The sequence below is a fragment of the Deltaproteobacteria bacterium genome (assembly GCA_009692615.1).
Classification (GTDB): domain Bacteria; phylum Desulfobacterota; class Binatia; order UBA9968; family UBA9968; genus DP-20.
Map to the genome: position 1 here is coordinate 52644 of SHYW01000009.1, position 16723 is coordinate 69366.

Here is a 16723-nt window from a genome sequence, read left to right on the forward strand (position 1 = left end):
CCCTCCTAAAATAAACCATGCGAGATAATTTAAATCCGAGCTATTGCGGTGCGAGAGTCTAATGATGCCATCGCGGCAACAAATCCGCGTAGTCTTGTCATTCGTCTTCGTTTGGTTCTCGATCAGCCATGCGCTAGTGCATGGTCAATCGCGACCGATACCGGTGCGCACCGCTTATAGCGCGCTTTCCGCCGGCATCGGCACGCTCTGGCTCACCCACGAAGACGGTCATTTCAGAAAACACGGCTTGGAGTCGAATCTGATTTACATTCGTGGCGGATCGACGGCGGTGCAGGCGATTTTGGCTGGCGAAATTCAGTTTGGCCATTTGTCGCCGGCGCCGATGCTGACCGCTTGGGCGCAAGGCGCTGACTTTGTTTGGGTCGGCACGACTACGCATCAAATGGTTTTTACTTTGCTGGTTGAACCAAGCATTACCAAGGGCGGTGACCTGAAGGGCAAAAAAATCGGCATCACGCGCATCGGCTCCGCCAGCGATCTCGCCGTGCGCACTGCTCTGGAGCAATTTGGTTTGAACTCGAAGGACGTGACGATGATCGCCTTGGGCGGCATTCCGGAAATCCTCGCCGCCATGCGCGCCGGCGCAGTGCACGGCGGAATTCTTTCTCCGCCTACTTCGACGGCGGCGCGCGACTTGGGCTACCGGCCGCTGCTGCATATTCCCGATCTCGGCAAAGAATTTACGTTCTCCGGCATCGCTGCGAAGCGTTCGTTCGTGCAAAGCCAACCGGAAATCGTCCGCGCCTACATGGCCTCGCTCACCGACGGCGCCAAAGTATATAAGGAAGACAGCCGTGCGGCGCTGAGAATCCTGCGCAAATACCTGCGCTCCGACGACCGCATCCTCGAAGGCGGCTACAAAGAATACGAAGCGGCGATCTCCAGCCCGCCCTATCCGGGCATGAAAGGTCTCGAAGCGGTGCGCGACAGTTTGCTCGAATCGACGCCGCAGCTGAAGAACGTCGACTTGAAAAAATTTATCGACGACCGTTTCGTCCGGGCCAAATAATTAAGTTTCGGCGCACAATGAAGAAATACTATCTCACCACGAAGATCACGGAGGACACGAAGGGTTCGGACAATTTAAACTCCGAACTTCGTGCTCTTCGTGTCCTTCGTGGTGAATATTTTCTTTCACAGCAAACTCAAATGACCGAATAAGGAAAGGTCAAACCATGCGCAGCGAAACCGAAAGAAAAATGAAACGCTGGCGCGAGCAGCGCTGGATCTTGGATCAAGTGATTCAAACTCGCGGCATCGACTGGGATCAAGGCCGAACGGGAAAGATTATCCGCAACTGTGGCCCCGGCGTCGAAAAAAACTTAACCGATCTTTGCAGCAGGATAAAAAAGTTCGTCGACATCCCGCGGGAATTTTCCCTCGCCGCCGCGCGCCGCGAAGAACAAGGGCGCGACGCGGAAGCCGCATGCAAATTGACCGAAGCGCGGGATCATTATTATATTGCGTCATGCTTCTACACCAACGCCATGTGGGCGATCTACGAAGACGGCAACACGCTGCGAATTCAATGGCAGGAGCGCAAACGCGCTTGCTACGACAAATTTATTCAATATGCCGGCCGGCCGATTGAGCGCGTCGAACTGCCCTACGAAGGAAAAAAAATCCAAGCGCTTTTGCATTTACCGCCCAACCGCAAACCTGACGAGAAAGTTCCCTGCGTCATGTACATCCCCGGCATGGACGGCGTCAAAGAAGATCATCCCGCCGCCGGCGATCCGTTCATCGAGCGCGGCTTCGCCTTGCTGTCGGTTGATTGTCCGGGCCAAGGTGAGACCCGTGAAGGTGGCGTCACCTGCACCGCGTCCAACGTCGAGGCTGCCGGCAAACTTGCCGCTGATTATTTAGTGAAGCGATCAGAGATCGACGCGGACCGTCTCGGCGTCATGGCATCGAGCATGGGATCGTACTGGGCGCCGCGCGTGGTCGCCGCGGAAAAACGTTTCAAAGCCTGCGCCGTCAGCGGCGTCTGCATGGAACCGGGGCAGTTCGCGATTTTTAATATGTCGTCGCCGACGTTTAAGTTGAACTACATGTACATGGCCGGTTACGACGACGAAGCGGCCTTCGACGAATTCTGCAAAACCCTCTCCCTCGAAGGAGTGACGGCGAAAATTACCTGTCCTTATATGATCGTCGCCGGCGAAGACGACGAGCACTGCGAGATGAAGTTCGTTTACAAGTTGATGGGCGAGGCGCCCGCGCCGAAATTGCTCTACGTCTTCGAGGGCGAACGCCACTCGATCCGAAATCCCAAAGCGCGCCCGCTGGTCATCAACTGGTTGATCGACACGCTGCTCGGCAAACCGTTCAAGCCGGAAATCATCCGCATCGAAACCAGCGGCAAGGAAGTCCATCGGGATTGGTGAATTTCGTGATCGCGTTCGTGAATCGTGATCGTCCAGAATCCGGCCACGAGCATGAGCAACGAGCATGAGCAACGAGCAAGACATGCGAATAGCCTACGGAGAATTGATCGGCGGCGTCAGCGGCGACATGTTTGTCGCGGCGCTGCTCGATCTCGGCTTGCCCCTTGCCAAGCTCAGGGCAGAGCTGAAAAAAATCCCGACCCTAAAGTTCGAGCTCAAAGCTTCCAAGAAACTCGTTCACTCCATACGCGCAACCCAGTTCCAGGTCATCTGTCCGAAACATGAAGCGCCCCGTTCTTGGCAACAGATTCGCGCATTGATCCTGCGCAGCAAGCTGAACAGCGAAGTCAAAGACATCGGCCTCGCGATCTTTACCAAACTCGCCCAAGCCGAAGCGAAGATCCACGGCGTCGCCGTCGATAAAGTTCACTTCCACGAAGTCGGCGCCACCGATTCCATCGTCGACATCATGGCCGTGGCGATTGGCATCAAGGAATTAACCATCGATGCTCTCCACTTCTCGCCCATTCCGCTGGGCCACGGCGTCACGCGCTCACAGCATGGCCCATTGCCCGTTCCCGGCCCGGCGACTCTGGAATTGCTCAAAGGACTGCCTACATTTGGCGTCGACATCGAAGGCGAAACCGTCACGCCGACAGGCGCGGCGATCATCTGCGCGCTGGGCGAAAAATTTGGCTCACAGCCGAGCATGACGATTGAGAAGATCGGCTACGGCACCGGCCAGAAAGAATTTTCCAACCGGCCCAATCTGTTTCGCCTCAGCGTCGGCGCAAGCAATGCGAGGTTGCAACACGAAGAGATGTTGGTCATGGAAACCAACATCGACGACATGAACCCGCAGTATTACGATCACATTATGGATCGCCTGTTCGCCGCCGGCGCCCGCGATGTTTTCCTCGCGCCGGTGCAAATGAAAAAAAACCGCCCGGCAACACTGCTCTCGGTGATTTGTGAACCGGCGAAGCGCGACGAACTCGCGGCAATCATCCTACAAGAAACCACCAGCATCGGCGTGCGCTATTATTCAGTTAACCGGCTGATCCTCAAACGCGAAGCGAAGAAAATCGCCACCCGTTTTGGCGCGGTCATGGTGAAAATCGTCACGCAACCGGACGGTATCCAGCGCGCCACACCGGAATACGACGACTTGAAGCGCATCGCCGCGGCGAAACATCTCCCGCTCAAAACCATTCACGACGAAGTGATGCGGCAGTTCAAAAAGTAATTTCCATGGCCGACGATTCCTCAGCTCAGCCGGATGCGCCGGTTCGGCTCTCGCCCTGGGCTTCTCTCGCTTACCGCGACTACAGTTTACTGTTCGCGCTCTCGCTGTTCGCGACCACGGCGCAGCAGATGCGCCAGACGCAAAACTTTTATCAGGTCTACGAGATCAGCGGCTCGGCGTTTCAGCTTGGCATGACCGGCGTCGCTCAAGGTCTGCCAATTTTCGCCTTGGGACTATTCGGCGGCACCCTGGCGGATTTCTTGGACCGTAAGAAACTTATTCTCTACACTGCCTGCGGCAATCTGCTGGTCGCCGTGCTGCTTGGCTTGCTCACCCATAGCGGCCACATTCAAGTTTGGCATATCCAAGCCGCCACCGCGCTGACTTCGGCACTCAACATTGTGCTCAATCCGACGCGCATGTCGCTGATCTCCTATCTCGTGCCGCGCTCGCATCTGACCAACGCGGTGTCGCTCAACTCGGCGATCTCCCAAGGCTCGCACTTCATCGGTCCCATGCTCGGTGGCTTGAGCTTGGCGTGGATGAGCACGGGCAACGCCTATTTGTTCAACGCGTTATTTTATCTGCCGGCCCTCGCCGCCATCCTGCTGCTGACAATTCCCAAAATCGACGCTAGCGCGCGCGAAAAATTTTCCCTCGTCAGTATTTTAAGCGGCGTCAAGTTCTTGTTCTCCGAACCGGTGGTGTTGGCGATGGTCATGCTCGACTTCATCATCGTCGGCGTCGGTTACTATCGGCCGCTCTTGCCGATCTTCGCCAAGGATATTTTATTCGTCGGCCCCGCCGGCTTCGGCATGCTCTCCTCCGCTCCCGCCGTCGGCGGCGTTCTCGGCACGCTCACGCTGCTGATGACCCGCGACGTCAAAAGCAAAGGACTGCTCGCCCTCTGGTCGTTTCTCGCCTACGCCGCCGCGCTCGGCCTCTTCGCAGTGTCGACTAATTTCTGGCTGTCGCTCTTGCTCCTCGGCGCGCTGGGCTTGGCCAATTCGCTGCAAGCCGTCATGCGCCAAACCAGTTTTCATCTGCTCACGCCGGAACCGGTGCGCGGCCGCGCCTTCGCCGTCTTCGCGATTTTCTCCCAAGGCGCCAACGGCGTCGGCGCCACCGAAGTAGGCTTCATGGCCGCTCTACTCGGCGCACCAGGCTCCCTGCTCTTCGGCTGCGCCGTCGGCGCTTCGATAACATTAGTATGTTGGCTGTCGATCCCAGGACTGCGAAGTTTTGGTAGAGGTAAATAAACCGTCAGACAAACGTCGTGTAGTTTAGAGAAGTTAGTTCACGTTAGTTTTTCAAACATCCCCCTTTGGAAAAGGGGGACAGAGGGGGATTTGCTTGTGCGGTGGAGCGGTGGTCTTCGCAACGGACTGGCTGTCGACTGGAACAATGGCGCCAATTGCGAAAATTAAAAATCTCCCCTAACCCCTCTTTTTCAAAGAGGGGGACCGAAAAGATCGCTACTACGCATTCGCATCTCGCTCACGGCAACTTTAATTCCTTCTGCACTTCCCGCAACAGCGACAAGTCGCGCACCTGCGACAGCGCCACCGGCTTCTCCGTGCGCACCGTCGCCTTGCGCGACTCGATGGCGAACTCGTAGGTTTTATCGACGGTGCCGCCGTCGAGGCTGAACGACGGCAGGATCGAATCGTAGGAATCCCTGGCGACGTCGGATGTCTGGTTGAGCCATTTGGCCATGATCGTAATCGTATCTTCGCGCCGCTCGTGCGTAGCGCGCAGCCCGCGCAGCACCGCGCGCAAAACTTTTTTGGTCTCTTCGCGGTTATTCTTCAAACGCGTATCGGTAACCGCAACAGCCGAAATCGGACTGCCGATTTTTAAATCCTTCGGCCCGCCGAGATAATTATAACCTTCCCGCGTCAAACGGACCGGCCCCGGCGGCACGCTACAGATCGCGTCGACCAAACCTTTTTTGAGCATCTCCGTGCGCACCGGCTCGTCTCCGCCGAGCGTCAAGAATTGAATATCTTTGAGATCGATGCCGCGCGCTTGCAGAATCGCTTCCGCCGCCAAATGATCCGAACCGCCGATGCGTTGCGTGCCGATGCGCTTGCCGCGCAGGTCGGCGAGAGTTTTAATCTCCGGCCGGCCGACGATGCTGTGCAGCGGCTTGTCGGTGAGCACGGCGAGAATCTTGAACGGCAGCCCCTGCATGGCGCCGCCGATAATGTTGCCGAAGCTCAAAGTGTAATGCACCTCGCCGCTGATCAGCGCTGGCACCGTCACCTGGCTGCGCATCTGAATCAACAACGGCTCGATATTTTCGTCTTTGAAAAATCCCTTGGCCACCGCCACCTGGGCCGGTAAGAAAGCGTAGCTGCGGCTGCTGTAGGAAATGACGACCTTGTCCGCCGCCAGTGCGACGCCGATCGTGAAGCTGAACATCAGTGTGAACGCAATCGTGAGTTTCTTATGTTTCATAATTTTCTCGGCGCCAGGCCGAGCCGGCTGAGATCGAGTTCCTTTGCCAATCGAGACAAAGTTTCGTGATTGAAAGTTACCGGCTGGCCGACATACGGCAGCTCGCCCAAGCACGGTACGCCGGTCAAACCCGCCAACACTTCGCGGTTGGTCTGCGCCGCCAGCGAAATCTCGCTCGACAATTGATTGAGCACGTAACCCAGCGGCCGCAAATCTTTGCAGCTCGCATGCTCCAGCGTCAGCAGCAGATGATTGATGACACCGAGTTTATTCGCCGCAACGACAATCACCGGCAGTTTCGCCACTCGCGCGAAGTCGGCGAAGGTGAAGCTCGGCACGAGCGGCACCATCAAACCGCCGGCGCCTTCGACAATCGTAATGTCATGCTTGGCGCTCAAGTCCCGGCAAACATCGAGTAAACGATCGACGTCGATCTTCACGCCGGCGCGCTCCGCCGCGATGCTCGGCGCCAACGGTTCCGGCAAGCGGTAGGGACAAATTACGTCAAGCGGCTCGGCACAGCCCGACGCTTGTTGCAAACGCCAAGCGTCATCAGGAAATAATTGGCCGTCTTTCTCGACACAGCCGGTTTCCACCGGTTTCATGACGCCGACTTTGTAGCCCTCGGCTTTGAGCAACGCCGCCAGCGCGCAGCTGAAAAAAGTCTTGCCGACGCCGGTGTCGGTGCCGGTGATGAAAATCGCCTTACCCATCAGTTGCCGGTCACCTTTTCAATCGAATCGTGCACGACATCGAGAAGGATCGCCAGATCGGCCGCGCCGATGCTGAGCGGCGGCATGAGAATAATCACATCGCCCAGGGGCCGGATCATCACGCCGCGCTGGCGCGCTTCGACAATAACCTTGTGGCCCATGCGCTGCTCCACCGGATAACTTTTACGGCTGGCTTTATCTTCGGCAAGCTCGATGCCGATCATAAAGCCCCACTGACGCACGTCGCTGACATGATCCATGGGCAAAAACGTGTCGCGCAAACTTTTTTGCAGCGTCGCAATACGCGGCTGCATGTTCTCGACCACGCTCTCGCGCAGAAAAATTTCCAGATTGGCGATCGCCGCGGCACAGCCAAGCGGATTGCCCGTGTAGGTGTGGCCGTGAAAAAAAGTTTTGAACTCTTTGTACTCGCCGAGGAACGCCGAGAAAACCTCTTCGCTGGTCAAAGTCGCCGCCAGCGGCAGATAACCACCGGTGATTCCTTTCGCCAAGCAGAGAATGTCCGGCGTCACGTTCGCATGCTCGCAGGCGAACATCTTTCCCGTGCGGCCGAAGCCAGTGGCGACTTCGTCAAGTATCAAAAGTATCTCATGGCGCCGGCAGATTTCGCTCACCGCTTTCAAGTAACCTACCGGCTGCGCCCACATGCCGGCGGCGCCTTGCATCAGCGGCTCCATGATCAGCGCGGCTAAATTACTTTTGTTGGCGGCTAACTTCTCCTCAGCTTCTTTGATCGCCGCCGCCAGGGCGTCCGCTTCGCTCATACCCTTATGATAGCGAAACACATGAGGCGGCGTGATGCGCAGCACGGGAAACAGCAAACTCTTATGATAGCGATGAAAAGTTTCTGAATAACCAAGACTCATCGAGCCGACGGTGTCACCGTGGTAGGACTCCGCCAGCGAAGCGATCTGCGTGCGCTCGCTCTCACCCTTGAGCTGCCAATACTGCACGGCCATTTTGAGCGCGATCTCCACCGCTGTGGCGCCGCTGTCGGAATAAAAAACTCGCTGCAATCCTTTGGGCGCGATCTCGATTAATTTTTGCGCCAGCTGAATCCCCGGCACATGGCTCAAACCGAGAAACGTCGAGTGTGACAAGCGATCGATCTGCGCCTTGATCGCATCGTCCAACTCTTTTTTCCGATGGCCGTGCACGTTGCACCACAAGGACGACACGCCGTCCAAATATTTGCGCCCGGTATCGTCGACCAGATAGTGGCCGTCAGCGCGGCTGATGATCACCGGATCTTCGCCCAACCACTCCTGCATTTGGGTGAACGGATGCCAAAGATAAGTATGGTCCAGCTGTTTTAACTTGTCGTGGTAGGTTGCCATGATAGTTATTTAACGTCCTTAAACGCACGTAACGCGCGGTCGATTTGCTCGTCCGTATGCGTCGCCATCAAAGTAATTCGCAAGCGCGCCGTGCCCGGCGGCACCGTCGGCGGACGAATGCCTTGGGCGAACACGCCGTGTTCGAGCAACCGCGCGGAAAGCGCCATACATTTTTTCGCATCGCCGACCAGCAGCGGCAAGATCGGACTATTGCTCGGGCCGAGTTCGAATCCTAATTTAGTTAATCCGCCGTTGATTCGTCGGCAATTTACCGACAGAGTTTCGCGCCGCTGCGGTTCCTGCTTAACCAAATCGAGCGCCGCCAGCGCCATCGCCATCACCGCCGGCGGCAAGGCAGTAGTGAAAATGAAACTGCGGCAGCGATTGATCAGCAAATCGCGCAAGCCGCTGCTGCCGGCGACGTAAGCGCCGAAGCCGCCCAGCGCTTTGCCCAAGGTGCCCATCTGCACGGTCACGCGCTCGGTCAAACCCAACTTCGCGACCACGCCCGCGCCATTAGAACCATAAATTCCGGTCGCGTGGGCCTCGTCGACCATGACCATGGCACCGAATTTTTCTGCGAGCTCGACGATGGAGGTGAGCGGCGCTTCATCGCCGTCCATGCTGAAGATCGATTCGGTGACGATCAACTTGCGCACGCCGCTTGGCGCTGATTGTAGTTGCGACGCTAGGTGATCGACATCGCAATGCGCGAAAACTTGCGTCGTCGCCCGCGACAAGCGGCAGCCGTCGATGATGCTGGCGTGATTGAGCGCGTCGCTGAAAATCACATCGCCCTCGCCCGCCAGCGTGGCGAGAAGTCCCGTGTTGGCTTGAAAGCCGGAGTTGAACACCAGCGCCGCCTCGGCATTTTTAAACTGTGCGAGCCGGGTTTCCAGTTCTTCGTGCAGCGTCATGTTGCCGGAAATCAGCCGTGACGCGCCGGAGCCGCAGCCGTAGCGATCGATGGCCGCCTTCGCCGCGGCGGCTAACGCCGGATGATTGGCGATGCCGAGATAATTGTTCGAGGAAAAATTGATCACCTCGCGCCCGTCGAGCGTCAGTGTCGAATCCTGAGCGCCGTCGACGCGGCGCAATTGGCGGTAAAGCCCGGCGTCTTTCAAGCGCTGCAATTCTGTTTCGATGAATCCGGCCGACATTGGCCTGGAATTATTACATCAACGGCGCAATTATCAACCTAGCGATGGCCACACCTTTCCTGCTATAAAAAACCATGGCCAAAGCCAAAACCGTCTATGCCTGTCACAACTGCGGCTACCAGTCGGCCAAATGGATGGGCAAATGTCCCGACTGCAACCAGTGGAACAGCTTCGCTGAAGAAACATTTGAAAAGAATTCTAGCACGCGAAGTGAAATAAGCCTCGGCACCAAGGAAGAACCGGCGCCGATCCACGAGATCGACACGGCGGAACAGGGCCGCGTGCAGTGCGGCATCGGCGAGTTCGACCGCGTGCTCGGCGGCGGCTTGGTACCCGGATCGGTGATCTTGATCGGCGGCGATCCCGGCATCGGCAAGTCGACGCTCTTGCTCCAAGCGGTGGCCGCCGTGAGTAACAAAGATGTCACCTGCCTGTACGTTTCCGGCGAAGAATCCCAGCGCCAAATAAAAATGCGCGCCGAACGGCTCGCCATCGCCGCGCCCAATCTGCTGGTGCTGAGCGAAACTTCCCTGGAACGAATTCTCGAACACGTCAAGAAAATCAAGCCGGGGCTGCTGGTGATCGATTCGGTGCAAACGCTTTTTTCGTCGGCCATTCCATCGGCGCCCGGCAGCATTGTCCAAGTGCGCGAAACTTCCGGGGCGATCATCGTGCTAGCGAAAAAAACCGGCTTGACGACATTTTTAATCGGCCACGTCACTAAAGACGGTGCCATCGCCGGGCCGCGCCTGCTCGAACACATGGTCGACACCGTGCTCTATTTCGAAGGCGAGCGCGGCCATAGTTTTCGCATTCTGCGCGCGGTGAAAAACCGTTTCGGCTCGACCAACGAGATCGGCGTGTTCGAGATGAAAGAAGCCGGCCTCGCCGAAGTCACCAACCCGTCGGAAATATTTCTCATGGAGCGGCCGCTGCAAGTGCCCGGCTCGGCGGTGGTCTGTAGCATCGAAGGCACGCGGCCGATCTTGGTCGAACTGCAAGCCCTGGTCACCCGCTCGTTTCTCGCCGTGCCGCGGCGGACCACCATCGGCGTCGATCACAACCGCGTCGCGTTGCTAGTCGCCGTGCTAGAAAAAAAGATGGGCGCGAAACTATTCGATCAAGATATCTTCGTGAATGTCGCCGGCGGCGTCCACGTCGACGAGCCGGCGGTGGATCTCGGCATCGTCGCCGCCATCGCATCGAGCAGCCGCGAAGAAGTGCTCGACCCGAAAAGTGTCTTCTTCGGCGAAGTCGGCCTGGCCGGCGAAATCCGCGGCATCTCCCAAGCCGAAGCCCGCGTCAAAGAAGCCGGTAAGCTCGGCTTCGAACGCTGCATCCTGCCGACCAGTAATTGCGTGCAACTCAAACACATCAAACATCCTAAGCTAGTCGGCGTCGGCTCGCTCAACGAATGCTGGAAGGTGTTGTTCTGAGATTCAGCGACACGACGTAGGGGCCGACCTGCGTGTCGGCCCTCTCGGACGGGCGACCACGCAGGGTCGCCCCGACAATTTTTTTTTCTAAGTTTGAACCACTAACATTAACGCCAGCTCTTGAATCTCGGCGAACGGTTGGCTATCAATATGCTCTCTTCCAAATCTCCCGCGCCGGAGTGGTGGAATGGCAGACGCGCCGGACTCAAAATCCGGTAGGGGCAACCCTGTGCGAGTTCAAGTCTCGCCTCCGGCACCAATTTTACCTGCAAAATTTATTTTCGAATCGGTGCACCGACCCTAATCCAATATTCCTCGTGCCTGAATCATGCCCATCCTAACAACCGCCGCGACATTGAGAGTTGTCTGAGAATACACTTCCAACCTCCGCTACCGACGAGCTGAAAAGTAAGCTGTAAAGCAGGTTCTTCATAATACTTCGCATTCGCCGATCGCCAGGGCACTGCGATAATAGGAGAGGTCGACATACTTCTGCACCGGCGGAATGGGTTGGGCCAGATAGCCCAGCTCCGCTCGTAGCTCGATCGTGGCTATAACTCCCGGCAGATTGACGGCCGCTCTTGGGTACAGGCCGTGCTCTGGATCGAGCAGCGCATCGAGTGTCTGTTCGGCGACGCGTCCGTGAATATCGTTGTGGCGCGCGAGCATGTCGAGGCAAGCCGGGCGATTCTCCCTGGCGAAACACCACGCGGTGGCTTCCACGTAGGCGCGGATGTAGCGCATCATTCGATCGGGATGCCGCTCAGCCCAACTCCGGCTCGCCGCGCCGCAGGTGCCTTGGTAAGTGGCGATCATCTCGAAATCTCGCGCCAGCAGATGACCGCCGAGATTCAGAGCATTCTCGACGAAAGGTTCGGTCAACAGAGTCGCACTGATTGTTCCGTCCCTTAAGGACTCATAGCGGCTTTGCCAACCGCCGACCTCGATCAATTCATAATCGTCTCTGGCAAAGCCTCGGTCCTGGAGCCATTTTACCAGCACTAAGACTAGGCCGCTGGTTTTAGCATCGACGCCAATCGATTTGCCGCGCAGTGAATTGACGGCTGGGCAGTCCGGCGCGCCGACCAAACTGAAAAGACCCGGATGAAGCCCCATGAAGATGAACAAGTCGGAGCCGTCCGTGCTTTCGACATCGGCGATCACGTCGTCGGCGCCGGTGTGGCCGATGTCGCATCGGCCAGCTCGCAGCGCTGCGCTTAGAAACAGCGAGCCAGGCGTGTAAGCGGCGTCAACGCGAAGCCCGTGGCGAGCGAAAATTCCGCACTCGACCCCGGCATGCACCGGCAAGTTGTACGCAGCGCGGAACTGCAACAGTTTGATAGTCTCGGGATTATTCATGGCGCTACGTTTCGTTCTGCTCGTATCACGGCGGGCGGAAAAGTTGAACCCATGGGCGCGGCCAACTTGACAAACTATGGGGTTTCCCATTACTGCTCGAAAAACAAATGGAGGTGAACTCATGCCCTTAAAGGTAATGCGAATAGAAGATGCCCCGATCAAACTGATGCGCTGGGACCGCGGCAAGGCGCTCCGACTGGTCGACGAAGCCGACGGCGCCAAGAACGTCGACGTGCATATCAATCTGATCAACGTCGACTCGGGCCCCGGCCCGACCCACTATCACGCGAAAGCGGAAAACATTTACGTCGTCCTGGAAGGCAACGTCGAGGCGATCGTCGAGGGGAAAAAGTATCGCCTCGGTCCCGGCGAGGTCGCCTTCATCCCGCCCGGCGTGCGCCACCAGGCCGGCAATTGTGGCGACACGATTGCCCGCGTGCTGGAGATCTACGCTCCCGCCGGGGAGGACTTTCATATCGTCGATGATTCCGAGAATAAACCGCGTTAAGTCACTAACGGGGTCGTGAAAATGCAATTTGGCGTGTTATTACCGCACTTCGGCAAAACCGCTTCGCCGTCGCGCATCATCGACGGTGGCAGGATGTGCGAGGAATTGGGCTTTGACTCCATCTGGGTGCGCGATCATTTGATCTGGAACCCGCACGGCATGGAGCGGGCCGGCTTACGGTTCGTCGAACCCTTCGTCACTCTTTCGGCGGTCGCCGCAGTGACGAGAAAAATAACCTTGGGCACCGCGGTGCTGGTGCCATTGCGCTGGCCGCTCAAACTCAGCCAAGACCTCGCCAGTCTCTCGTATCTCGCCGGCGGCCGGGTGATCGCCGGGATCGGTTTGGGATTCAATCCCGAGGAACTCGCCACGGTCGGCATGCGCCTTGAGGATCGCGTTGACATCATGCGCGAGACCGTCGAGATCGCGCGCCTGATCTGGAAAGAAGATAACGTGTCCTATAAGGGCAAGGTGTTTTCGTTTGATAACGTCACCATCGAACCCAAGCCGGTTGAACCGATCCCGATCTTCGGCGGCGGCAGCACCCGCGCCGCGATCAGACGAGTGGCCGAGTATTGCGACGGTTGGATTCCCGGCCGCGCGCCGCTGGCGACTTTCGACGACCGGGTAAAATATTTGCGCCAGATCACCGACCGGAAAATAATTCTCGGCAACATTCCCATCACCCGTATCGAGAAGGATCGTCGGAAAGCGCGCGACAGCGTCGACGTCGCCGCCCTCGCCGAGAGTTCGGAAGGAAGCAGCCACTGGATCAAACCGCCGTCGGGAAAGTTTCAAACAATCGAAGACCTGGAAGGTTTGTTGATCGTCGGCAACCCCGATGACTGCGCCGCCGAGATCGAAAAGTACCGCGCCCGAGGCGTCGAGCATTTGGTTTTCGACTTAAGACTGCAATACGATCGCTTCGAAGAGAGCTTGGAGCTGATCAGCAAAGAACTTCTACCGCGGTTTCGTTAAACCACCGGCGCCGCGCTAAATGACAACGAGAAAGAGAATAGAGAACGAGAGAACGGGGTCACCCATTCCCCTCCCCTCGCGGGACACGCTCAGGCGGCAGTGATGTCCGGCGCCGGTCTCGGAGTGCTCTACCAGGACATGGTGAGCGAAGAACTGAAAAGCGGTTCGCTAACGAATCTCACGCCGGCGGGATTCGATCTCGACGGTCATAGTCATTTGGTTTTAGTAAAGGACCGCAGCTTGGCACCGATCGCAACCCAATTCTTAGAATTTGCCCGCGGGCGGAGAGTTTCGATCGGCGAAGAATCGGAGCGAGCCGCTATGCGCAATTCCGGCTCCCGGCGTGGGCGGCGGAATAAAGACAGTGGACAGCCGATTAACTTGCGTGAAAGTGGTTTGATGGCCACCTGAACCTTATTCGAGTTTCACTCCGTAAGATGCATTTCCGGTTGCGCGATGAAAGCAGCGTGACAAAAACAGGGTGATTTGCGGAGAGAAAGAGTTCGAGCTGCGAGCCCGATATACCCATCATCTGTATTCTTGGGAATTTTTGGTGGGCCGAAGGGAATCGAACTTAAAGCATAACTTATTGATAAACTTACAATCCAAATTGAGGCAATATAGCTATTGCCCCCAAAGTTGCCCCCACGCACTCGTTCTCTCCTGTTATTGTTTTTTGAGTCGATTCGTTCTGACCCCGTAATTCATGCTCGCGGTTTAACAAGTCCTTTTTGTCTTGTGTGCAGATCAAGCGGCACCACCCGCTGTTGTAGAGATGAATTTCCCCCGGTACCGGGGCCATCCCGCCGGCCTCGCATTGACGCTCAACGCGTGCGAACAAGAATCGTGCGCGCGGCGGTCGTACGAGTAATGATCTATCGTGTCCGCTGCCGTCAATCGTGGGATCTGCCGCCATGATCGGAAGCGCCAACGGTTACCGCGCCGATAGTTTGCCTACGTCACGGTTATGACTGTAGCATCACCGGCAATTCAACAAATTGAGCAAGCGCAAATCCACCCATCCGCAACCCAACACCCGCCCCGCCAATGAGCCCGTCGCGACGCCGCCCCCTTCTCGCCCGGCGCTCTCCAGACCTCTAGCCTCCCACTCTTCCCCCATTGCCCATGCGGGCCAATAAGGTTGCTGAGCGATTACACTGGAGACGCTCAAGGGCGAGACGAGGGCTCTTTGCCACCGCCACCCCTACCGGACACCCAACGACCCGCGTCGCTAGTTCTCCCGCCCCATCCGGACCGCTCGCTAAGGCCGCGCCGAGCGCTCGCTCAGGACCACCACGCCGCCGCCTGCACCAACTCCGCCCCACCGCAATCGTGCTTGCGGGCGCGCGGGCCAAATCACCGGCGCTCACTCGGAGGCCCGCTCCTCGGAGTTCTGTGCCGTGTCCGTAACGTCACTGCGCGCCCTTGGAACGCTCGCGCCGAATCCCGGTCAACGGCGGTGAGCCGTCGCACTTGCGTTACTCTCCACTCGCGGACTTCGCTTCGCTCCACTTCAGCGCCACAACTTTTTATTGATCTCCTACCCGCCCATGCGCGGTTGACTGTCTTCGCTTCTCTTCGACAGACATCCGCGCGCCCTTTCGTCCACATGGACTCCCAATTTAAGACCGTTGATCGTTTCTCGCCTGGTCGTGATTTTTGGCTACCCGACTCGCTCCCCACTGCGCAATTCGCGCACCACAGCTTTAGCGATTTCCGCCGCGTCCGATCGCTCTAACTGCTGCGGCTTCGCGAGGTCTCGCATAATCTCAGCTTGCCGAGGGCTATCGACTTGTCCGTAGCTAATTAGCGTCGTCAAGACACCCTCGTGTCCAAGACTCTGACTCCACGCTTTGAAATGCTCCGGTGTTTTACAGACCTTTTGACCTAGCTGAACGAGAGTATTCCGCAGGCTGTGCGGATTAAAGTATCTCACGCCGGCAGCTTCAAATGCCTCCCGAAATATTTTGCGTATCGGCGTTGCGCTGCTCCAGTGTTTGCGTCCTATACCACCGACCTTGAAATGGTGTTCCTCACCAACGATAACGTAAGTCGCAGGGAACAGTGGGTCGTCATTGCCCCACAGTTTGGTTTCGCGTAGGTAACTCACCCAGTCCACAACGATCTGGCCAATCTCCTCGCCAACCGGAAAAAAGTTTGTCGTGAAAGTCTTGCTAAACTTGGTGTGCACTTCGCGCGCATCCTGGTAGACGCTACCGGCCGCAAGATCGACGTGCTTGAGCTTCATTGACGCAATGGCGCTGTCCCGTGCTCCGGTCAAAAGCGTGAACGCTATGAGGGCACGATTGCGACGTTCGATCTCGGTTTGGTTCGGCATGGAATCGATCACATGCTTGACCTGCTCGATGGTCGGGAATGTCTTTTCGCGCCGCGCCGTCGCAACCCGCGTGTCTTTATCGGACAGATTGAAGTAGTCGGCGTCGGAATAGCTGAACTTGGACTTGTAGCCCGGCTGCCCCGCCAGCCATTGAAAGAATCGTTTGAGGTCCGCGAGCGTGGCGTGCAAGGTCGCCTTACTCAGCTTCTCGCCGGTCACCTTGCTGTCCTGTTCCGCCAGGTGCCTTTTAAAAGCGACAGCCTGCTCGTAGTGGAAAGCTTTGAAGTCGCGATACTTGGTGTCGGCCTCGAACCTCGACAAAGCCTTGGCGACGGCATCTACCGTGGCTTCGCTGTGGCGCTTGGCTTCCTTTAGAAACACGAAGTATTCCCGCTTGATCCGTTCATTATTGGCGTTGTGTTCTGCCATGGTTTACTCTTCCCCTTTGAAGTCACTGTTTACGGAAGGCTTAACACTCTCGTCTATATGTTGCAGTGCTTCCGTCATCGTGATGTCCAATTTGCCGCGCATCAGCTCCAGTTTGGTCAAATTGACGCGCCGGTACATCATGAAATTGCAGCTCGGACATATACCGATCAGATTACCGAGAGTTGTCAATGGCGGAGAGAAAATGTGCCAGATAGCGGCGCAATAGTGTACCAGTCAGGTTAAGAGAAAAGGGCTTTGAAGCCCCTGGGGTTTATTGTTGAGCTGGCACGTCGATTTAGATTTTGGTGTTGGGTTCTCCTTCGGTTGGCA

14 protein-coding genes and 1 tRNA gene are annotated in these 16723 nt (G+C 57.1%); 9 read left to right on the top strand and 6 right to left on the bottom strand.

Features of this window, described 5'->3' with window-relative positions:
* Positions 1 to 61: 61 nt before the first annotated feature.
* The 4 genes from EXR70_03695 to EXR70_03710 all read left to right on the top strand — a co-directional run bounded on the left by EXR70_03695 (position 62) and on the right by EXR70_03710 (position 4913).
* Entirely contained in the window at positions 62 to 1030 is a 969-nt protein-coding gene (locus EXR70_03695) for an ABC transporter substrate-binding protein (protein MSP37576.1), read from the top strand.
* Positions 1031 to 1196: 166 nt separating this feature from the next.
* Positions 1197 to 2408, top strand: a complete 1212-nt coding sequence (locus tag EXR70_03700) for an alpha/beta hydrolase (GenBank protein MSP37577.1) — start codon at positions 1197 to 1199, stop codon at positions 2406 to 2408.
* Between the two features lie 64 nt (positions 2409 to 2472).
* The gene (gene larC / locus EXR70_03705) at positions 2473 to 3654 is read left to right on the top strand and encodes a nickel pincer cofactor biosynthesis protein LarC (GenBank protein ID MSP37578.1); all 1182 of its coding nucleotides are present in this window, start codon (positions 2473 to 2475) and stop codon (positions 3652 to 3654) included.
* Between the two features lie 5 nt (positions 3655 to 3659).
* Positions 3660 to 4913 carry an MFS transporter gene (locus EXR70_03710; protein MSP37579.1) on the top strand — a complete coding sequence of 418 codons (1254 nt, stop codon included), beginning with the start codon at positions 3660 to 3662 and terminating at the stop codon, positions 4911 to 4913.
* 238 nt (positions 4914 to 5151) lie between these two features.
* Here EXR70_03710 and EXR70_03715 read toward each other — a convergent pair whose 3' ends face one another.
* Genes EXR70_03715 through bioF form a run of 4 tightly spaced genes read right to left on the bottom strand, consistent with a single transcriptional unit; the run spans position 5152 to position 9345 of the window.
* Positions 5152 to 6114: an ABC transporter substrate-binding protein gene (locus EXR70_03715; protein MSP37580.1), complete on the bottom strand. Its 963-nt coding sequence runs from the start codon at positions 6112 to 6114 to the stop codon at positions 5152 to 5154.
* Positions 6111 to 6827 (bottom strand): dethiobiotin synthase, encoded by a 717-nt coding sequence (gene bioD, locus EXR70_03720; protein MSP37581.1) that lies wholly within the window; start codon positions 6825 to 6827, stop codon positions 6111 to 6113. Before bioD ends, EXR70_03715 begins: the two co-directional genes overlap by 4 nt.
* Positions 6827 to 8185 (bottom strand): adenosylmethionine--8-amino-7-oxononanoate transaminase, encoded by a 1359-nt coding sequence (bioA, locus tag EXR70_03725; protein ID MSP37582.1) that lies wholly within the window; start codon positions 8183 to 8185, stop codon positions 6827 to 6829. Before bioA ends, bioD begins: the two co-directional genes overlap by 1 nt.
* 5 nt (positions 8186 to 8190) lie before the next feature.
* The gene (gene bioF, locus EXR70_03730) at positions 8191 to 9345 is read right to left on the bottom strand and encodes an 8-amino-7-oxononanoate synthase (protein ID MSP37583.1); all 1155 of its coding nucleotides are present in this window, start codon (positions 9343 to 9345) and stop codon (positions 8191 to 8193) included.
* Between the two features lie 74 nt (positions 9346 to 9419).
* Here bioF and radA point away from each other — a divergent pair, with 74 nt between their 5' ends.
* Both radA and EXR70_03740 read left to right on the top strand, forming a co-directional pair.
* Positions 9420 to 10781 (top strand): DNA repair protein RadA, encoded by a 1362-nt coding sequence (gene radA / locus EXR70_03735; GenBank protein ID MSP37584.1) that lies wholly within the window; start codon positions 9420 to 9422, stop codon positions 10779 to 10781.
* A gap of 173 nt (positions 10782 to 10954) precedes the next feature.
* Positions 10955 to 11040: transfer RNA gene (locus EXR70_03740), tRNA-Leu, on the top strand.
* Between the two features lie 170 nt (positions 11041 to 11210).
* Here EXR70_03740 and EXR70_03745 read toward each other — a convergent pair.
* Positions 11211 to 12263 (bottom strand): ABC transporter substrate-binding protein, encoded by a 1053-nt coding sequence (locus EXR70_03745; GenBank protein MSP37585.1) that lies wholly within the window; start codon positions 12261 to 12263, stop codon positions 11211 to 11213.
* On the opposite strand from EXR70_03745, the gene EXR70_03750 reads away from it, so the two are divergent.
* From EXR70_03750 to EXR70_03760, 3 genes are all read left to right on the top strand, one after another.
* The gene (locus tag EXR70_03750; protein ID MSP37586.1) at positions 12217 to 12648 is read left to right on the top strand and encodes a cupin domain-containing protein; all 432 of its coding nucleotides are present in this window, start codon (positions 12217 to 12219) and stop codon (positions 12646 to 12648) included. The genes EXR70_03745 and EXR70_03750 overlap by 47 nt on opposite strands.
* A 15-nt stretch (positions 12649 to 12663) precedes the next feature.
* On the top strand, positions 12664 to 13626 hold the full coding sequence (locus tag EXR70_03755) for a TIGR03619 family F420-dependent LLM class oxidoreductase (protein ID MSP37587.1): 963 nt from the start codon (positions 12664 to 12666) through the stop codon (positions 13624 to 13626).
* 102 nt (positions 13627 to 13728) lie between these two features.
* Entirely contained in the window at positions 13729 to 14037 is a 309-nt protein-coding gene (locus EXR70_03760; GenBank protein ID MSP37588.1) for a hypothetical protein, read from the top strand.
* A 1252-nt stretch (positions 14038 to 15289) separates the two neighbouring features.
* Here EXR70_03760 and EXR70_03765 read toward each other — a convergent pair.
* Positions 15290 to 16393: a site-specific integrase gene (locus EXR70_03765; GenBank protein MSP37589.1), complete on the bottom strand. Its 1104-nt coding sequence runs from the start codon at positions 16391 to 16393 to the stop codon at positions 15290 to 15292.
* Positions 16394 to 16723 lie beyond the last annotated feature (330 nt).

Coding starts and splice junctions, on each gene's coding strand:
- larC (MSP37578.1), top strand. CDS start 2,473: ATGAGCAACGAGCAAGACATGCGAATAGCCTACGGAGAATTGATCGGC.
- EXR70_03750 (MSP37586.1), top strand. CDS start 12,217: ATGGGGTTTCCCATTACTGCTCGAAAAACAAATGGAGGTGAACTCATG.
- bioF (MSP37583.1), bottom strand. CDS start 9,345: ATGTCGGCCGGATTCATCGAAACAGAATTGCAGCGCTTGAAAGACGCC.
- radA (MSP37584.1), top strand. CDS start 9,420: ATGGCCAAAGCCAAAACCGTCTATGCCTGTCACAACTGCGGCTACCAG.
- bioD (MSP37581.1), bottom strand. CDS start 6,827: ATGGGTAAGGCGATTTTCATCACCGGCACCGACACCGGCGTCGGCAAG.
- EXR70_03695 (MSP37576.1), top strand. CDS start 62: ATGATGCCATCGCGGCAACAAATCCGCGTAGTCTTGTCATTCGTCTTC.
- EXR70_03715 (MSP37580.1), bottom strand. CDS start 6,114: ATGAAACATAAGAAACTCACGATTGCGTTCACACTGATGTTCAGCTTC.
- bioA (MSP37582.1), bottom strand. CDS start 8,185: ATGGCAACCTACCACGACAAGTTAAAACAGCTGGACCATACTTATCTT.
- EXR70_03700 (MSP37577.1), top strand. CDS start 1,197: ATGCGCAGCGAAACCGAAAGAAAAATGAAACGCTGGCGCGAGCAGCGC.
- EXR70_03765 (MSP37589.1), bottom strand. CDS start 16,393: ATGGCAGAACACAACGCCAATAATGAACGGATCAAGCGGGAATACTTC.
- EXR70_03760 (MSP37588.1), top strand. CDS start 13,729: ATGTCCGGCGCCGGTCTCGGAGTGCTCTACCAGGACATGGTGAGCGAA.
- EXR70_03710 (MSP37579.1), top strand. CDS start 3,660: ATGGCCGACGATTCCTCAGCTCAGCCGGATGCGCCGGTTCGGCTCTCG.
- EXR70_03745 (MSP37585.1), bottom strand. CDS start 12,263: ATGAGTTCACCTCCATTTGTTTTTCGAGCAGTAATGGGAAACCCCATA.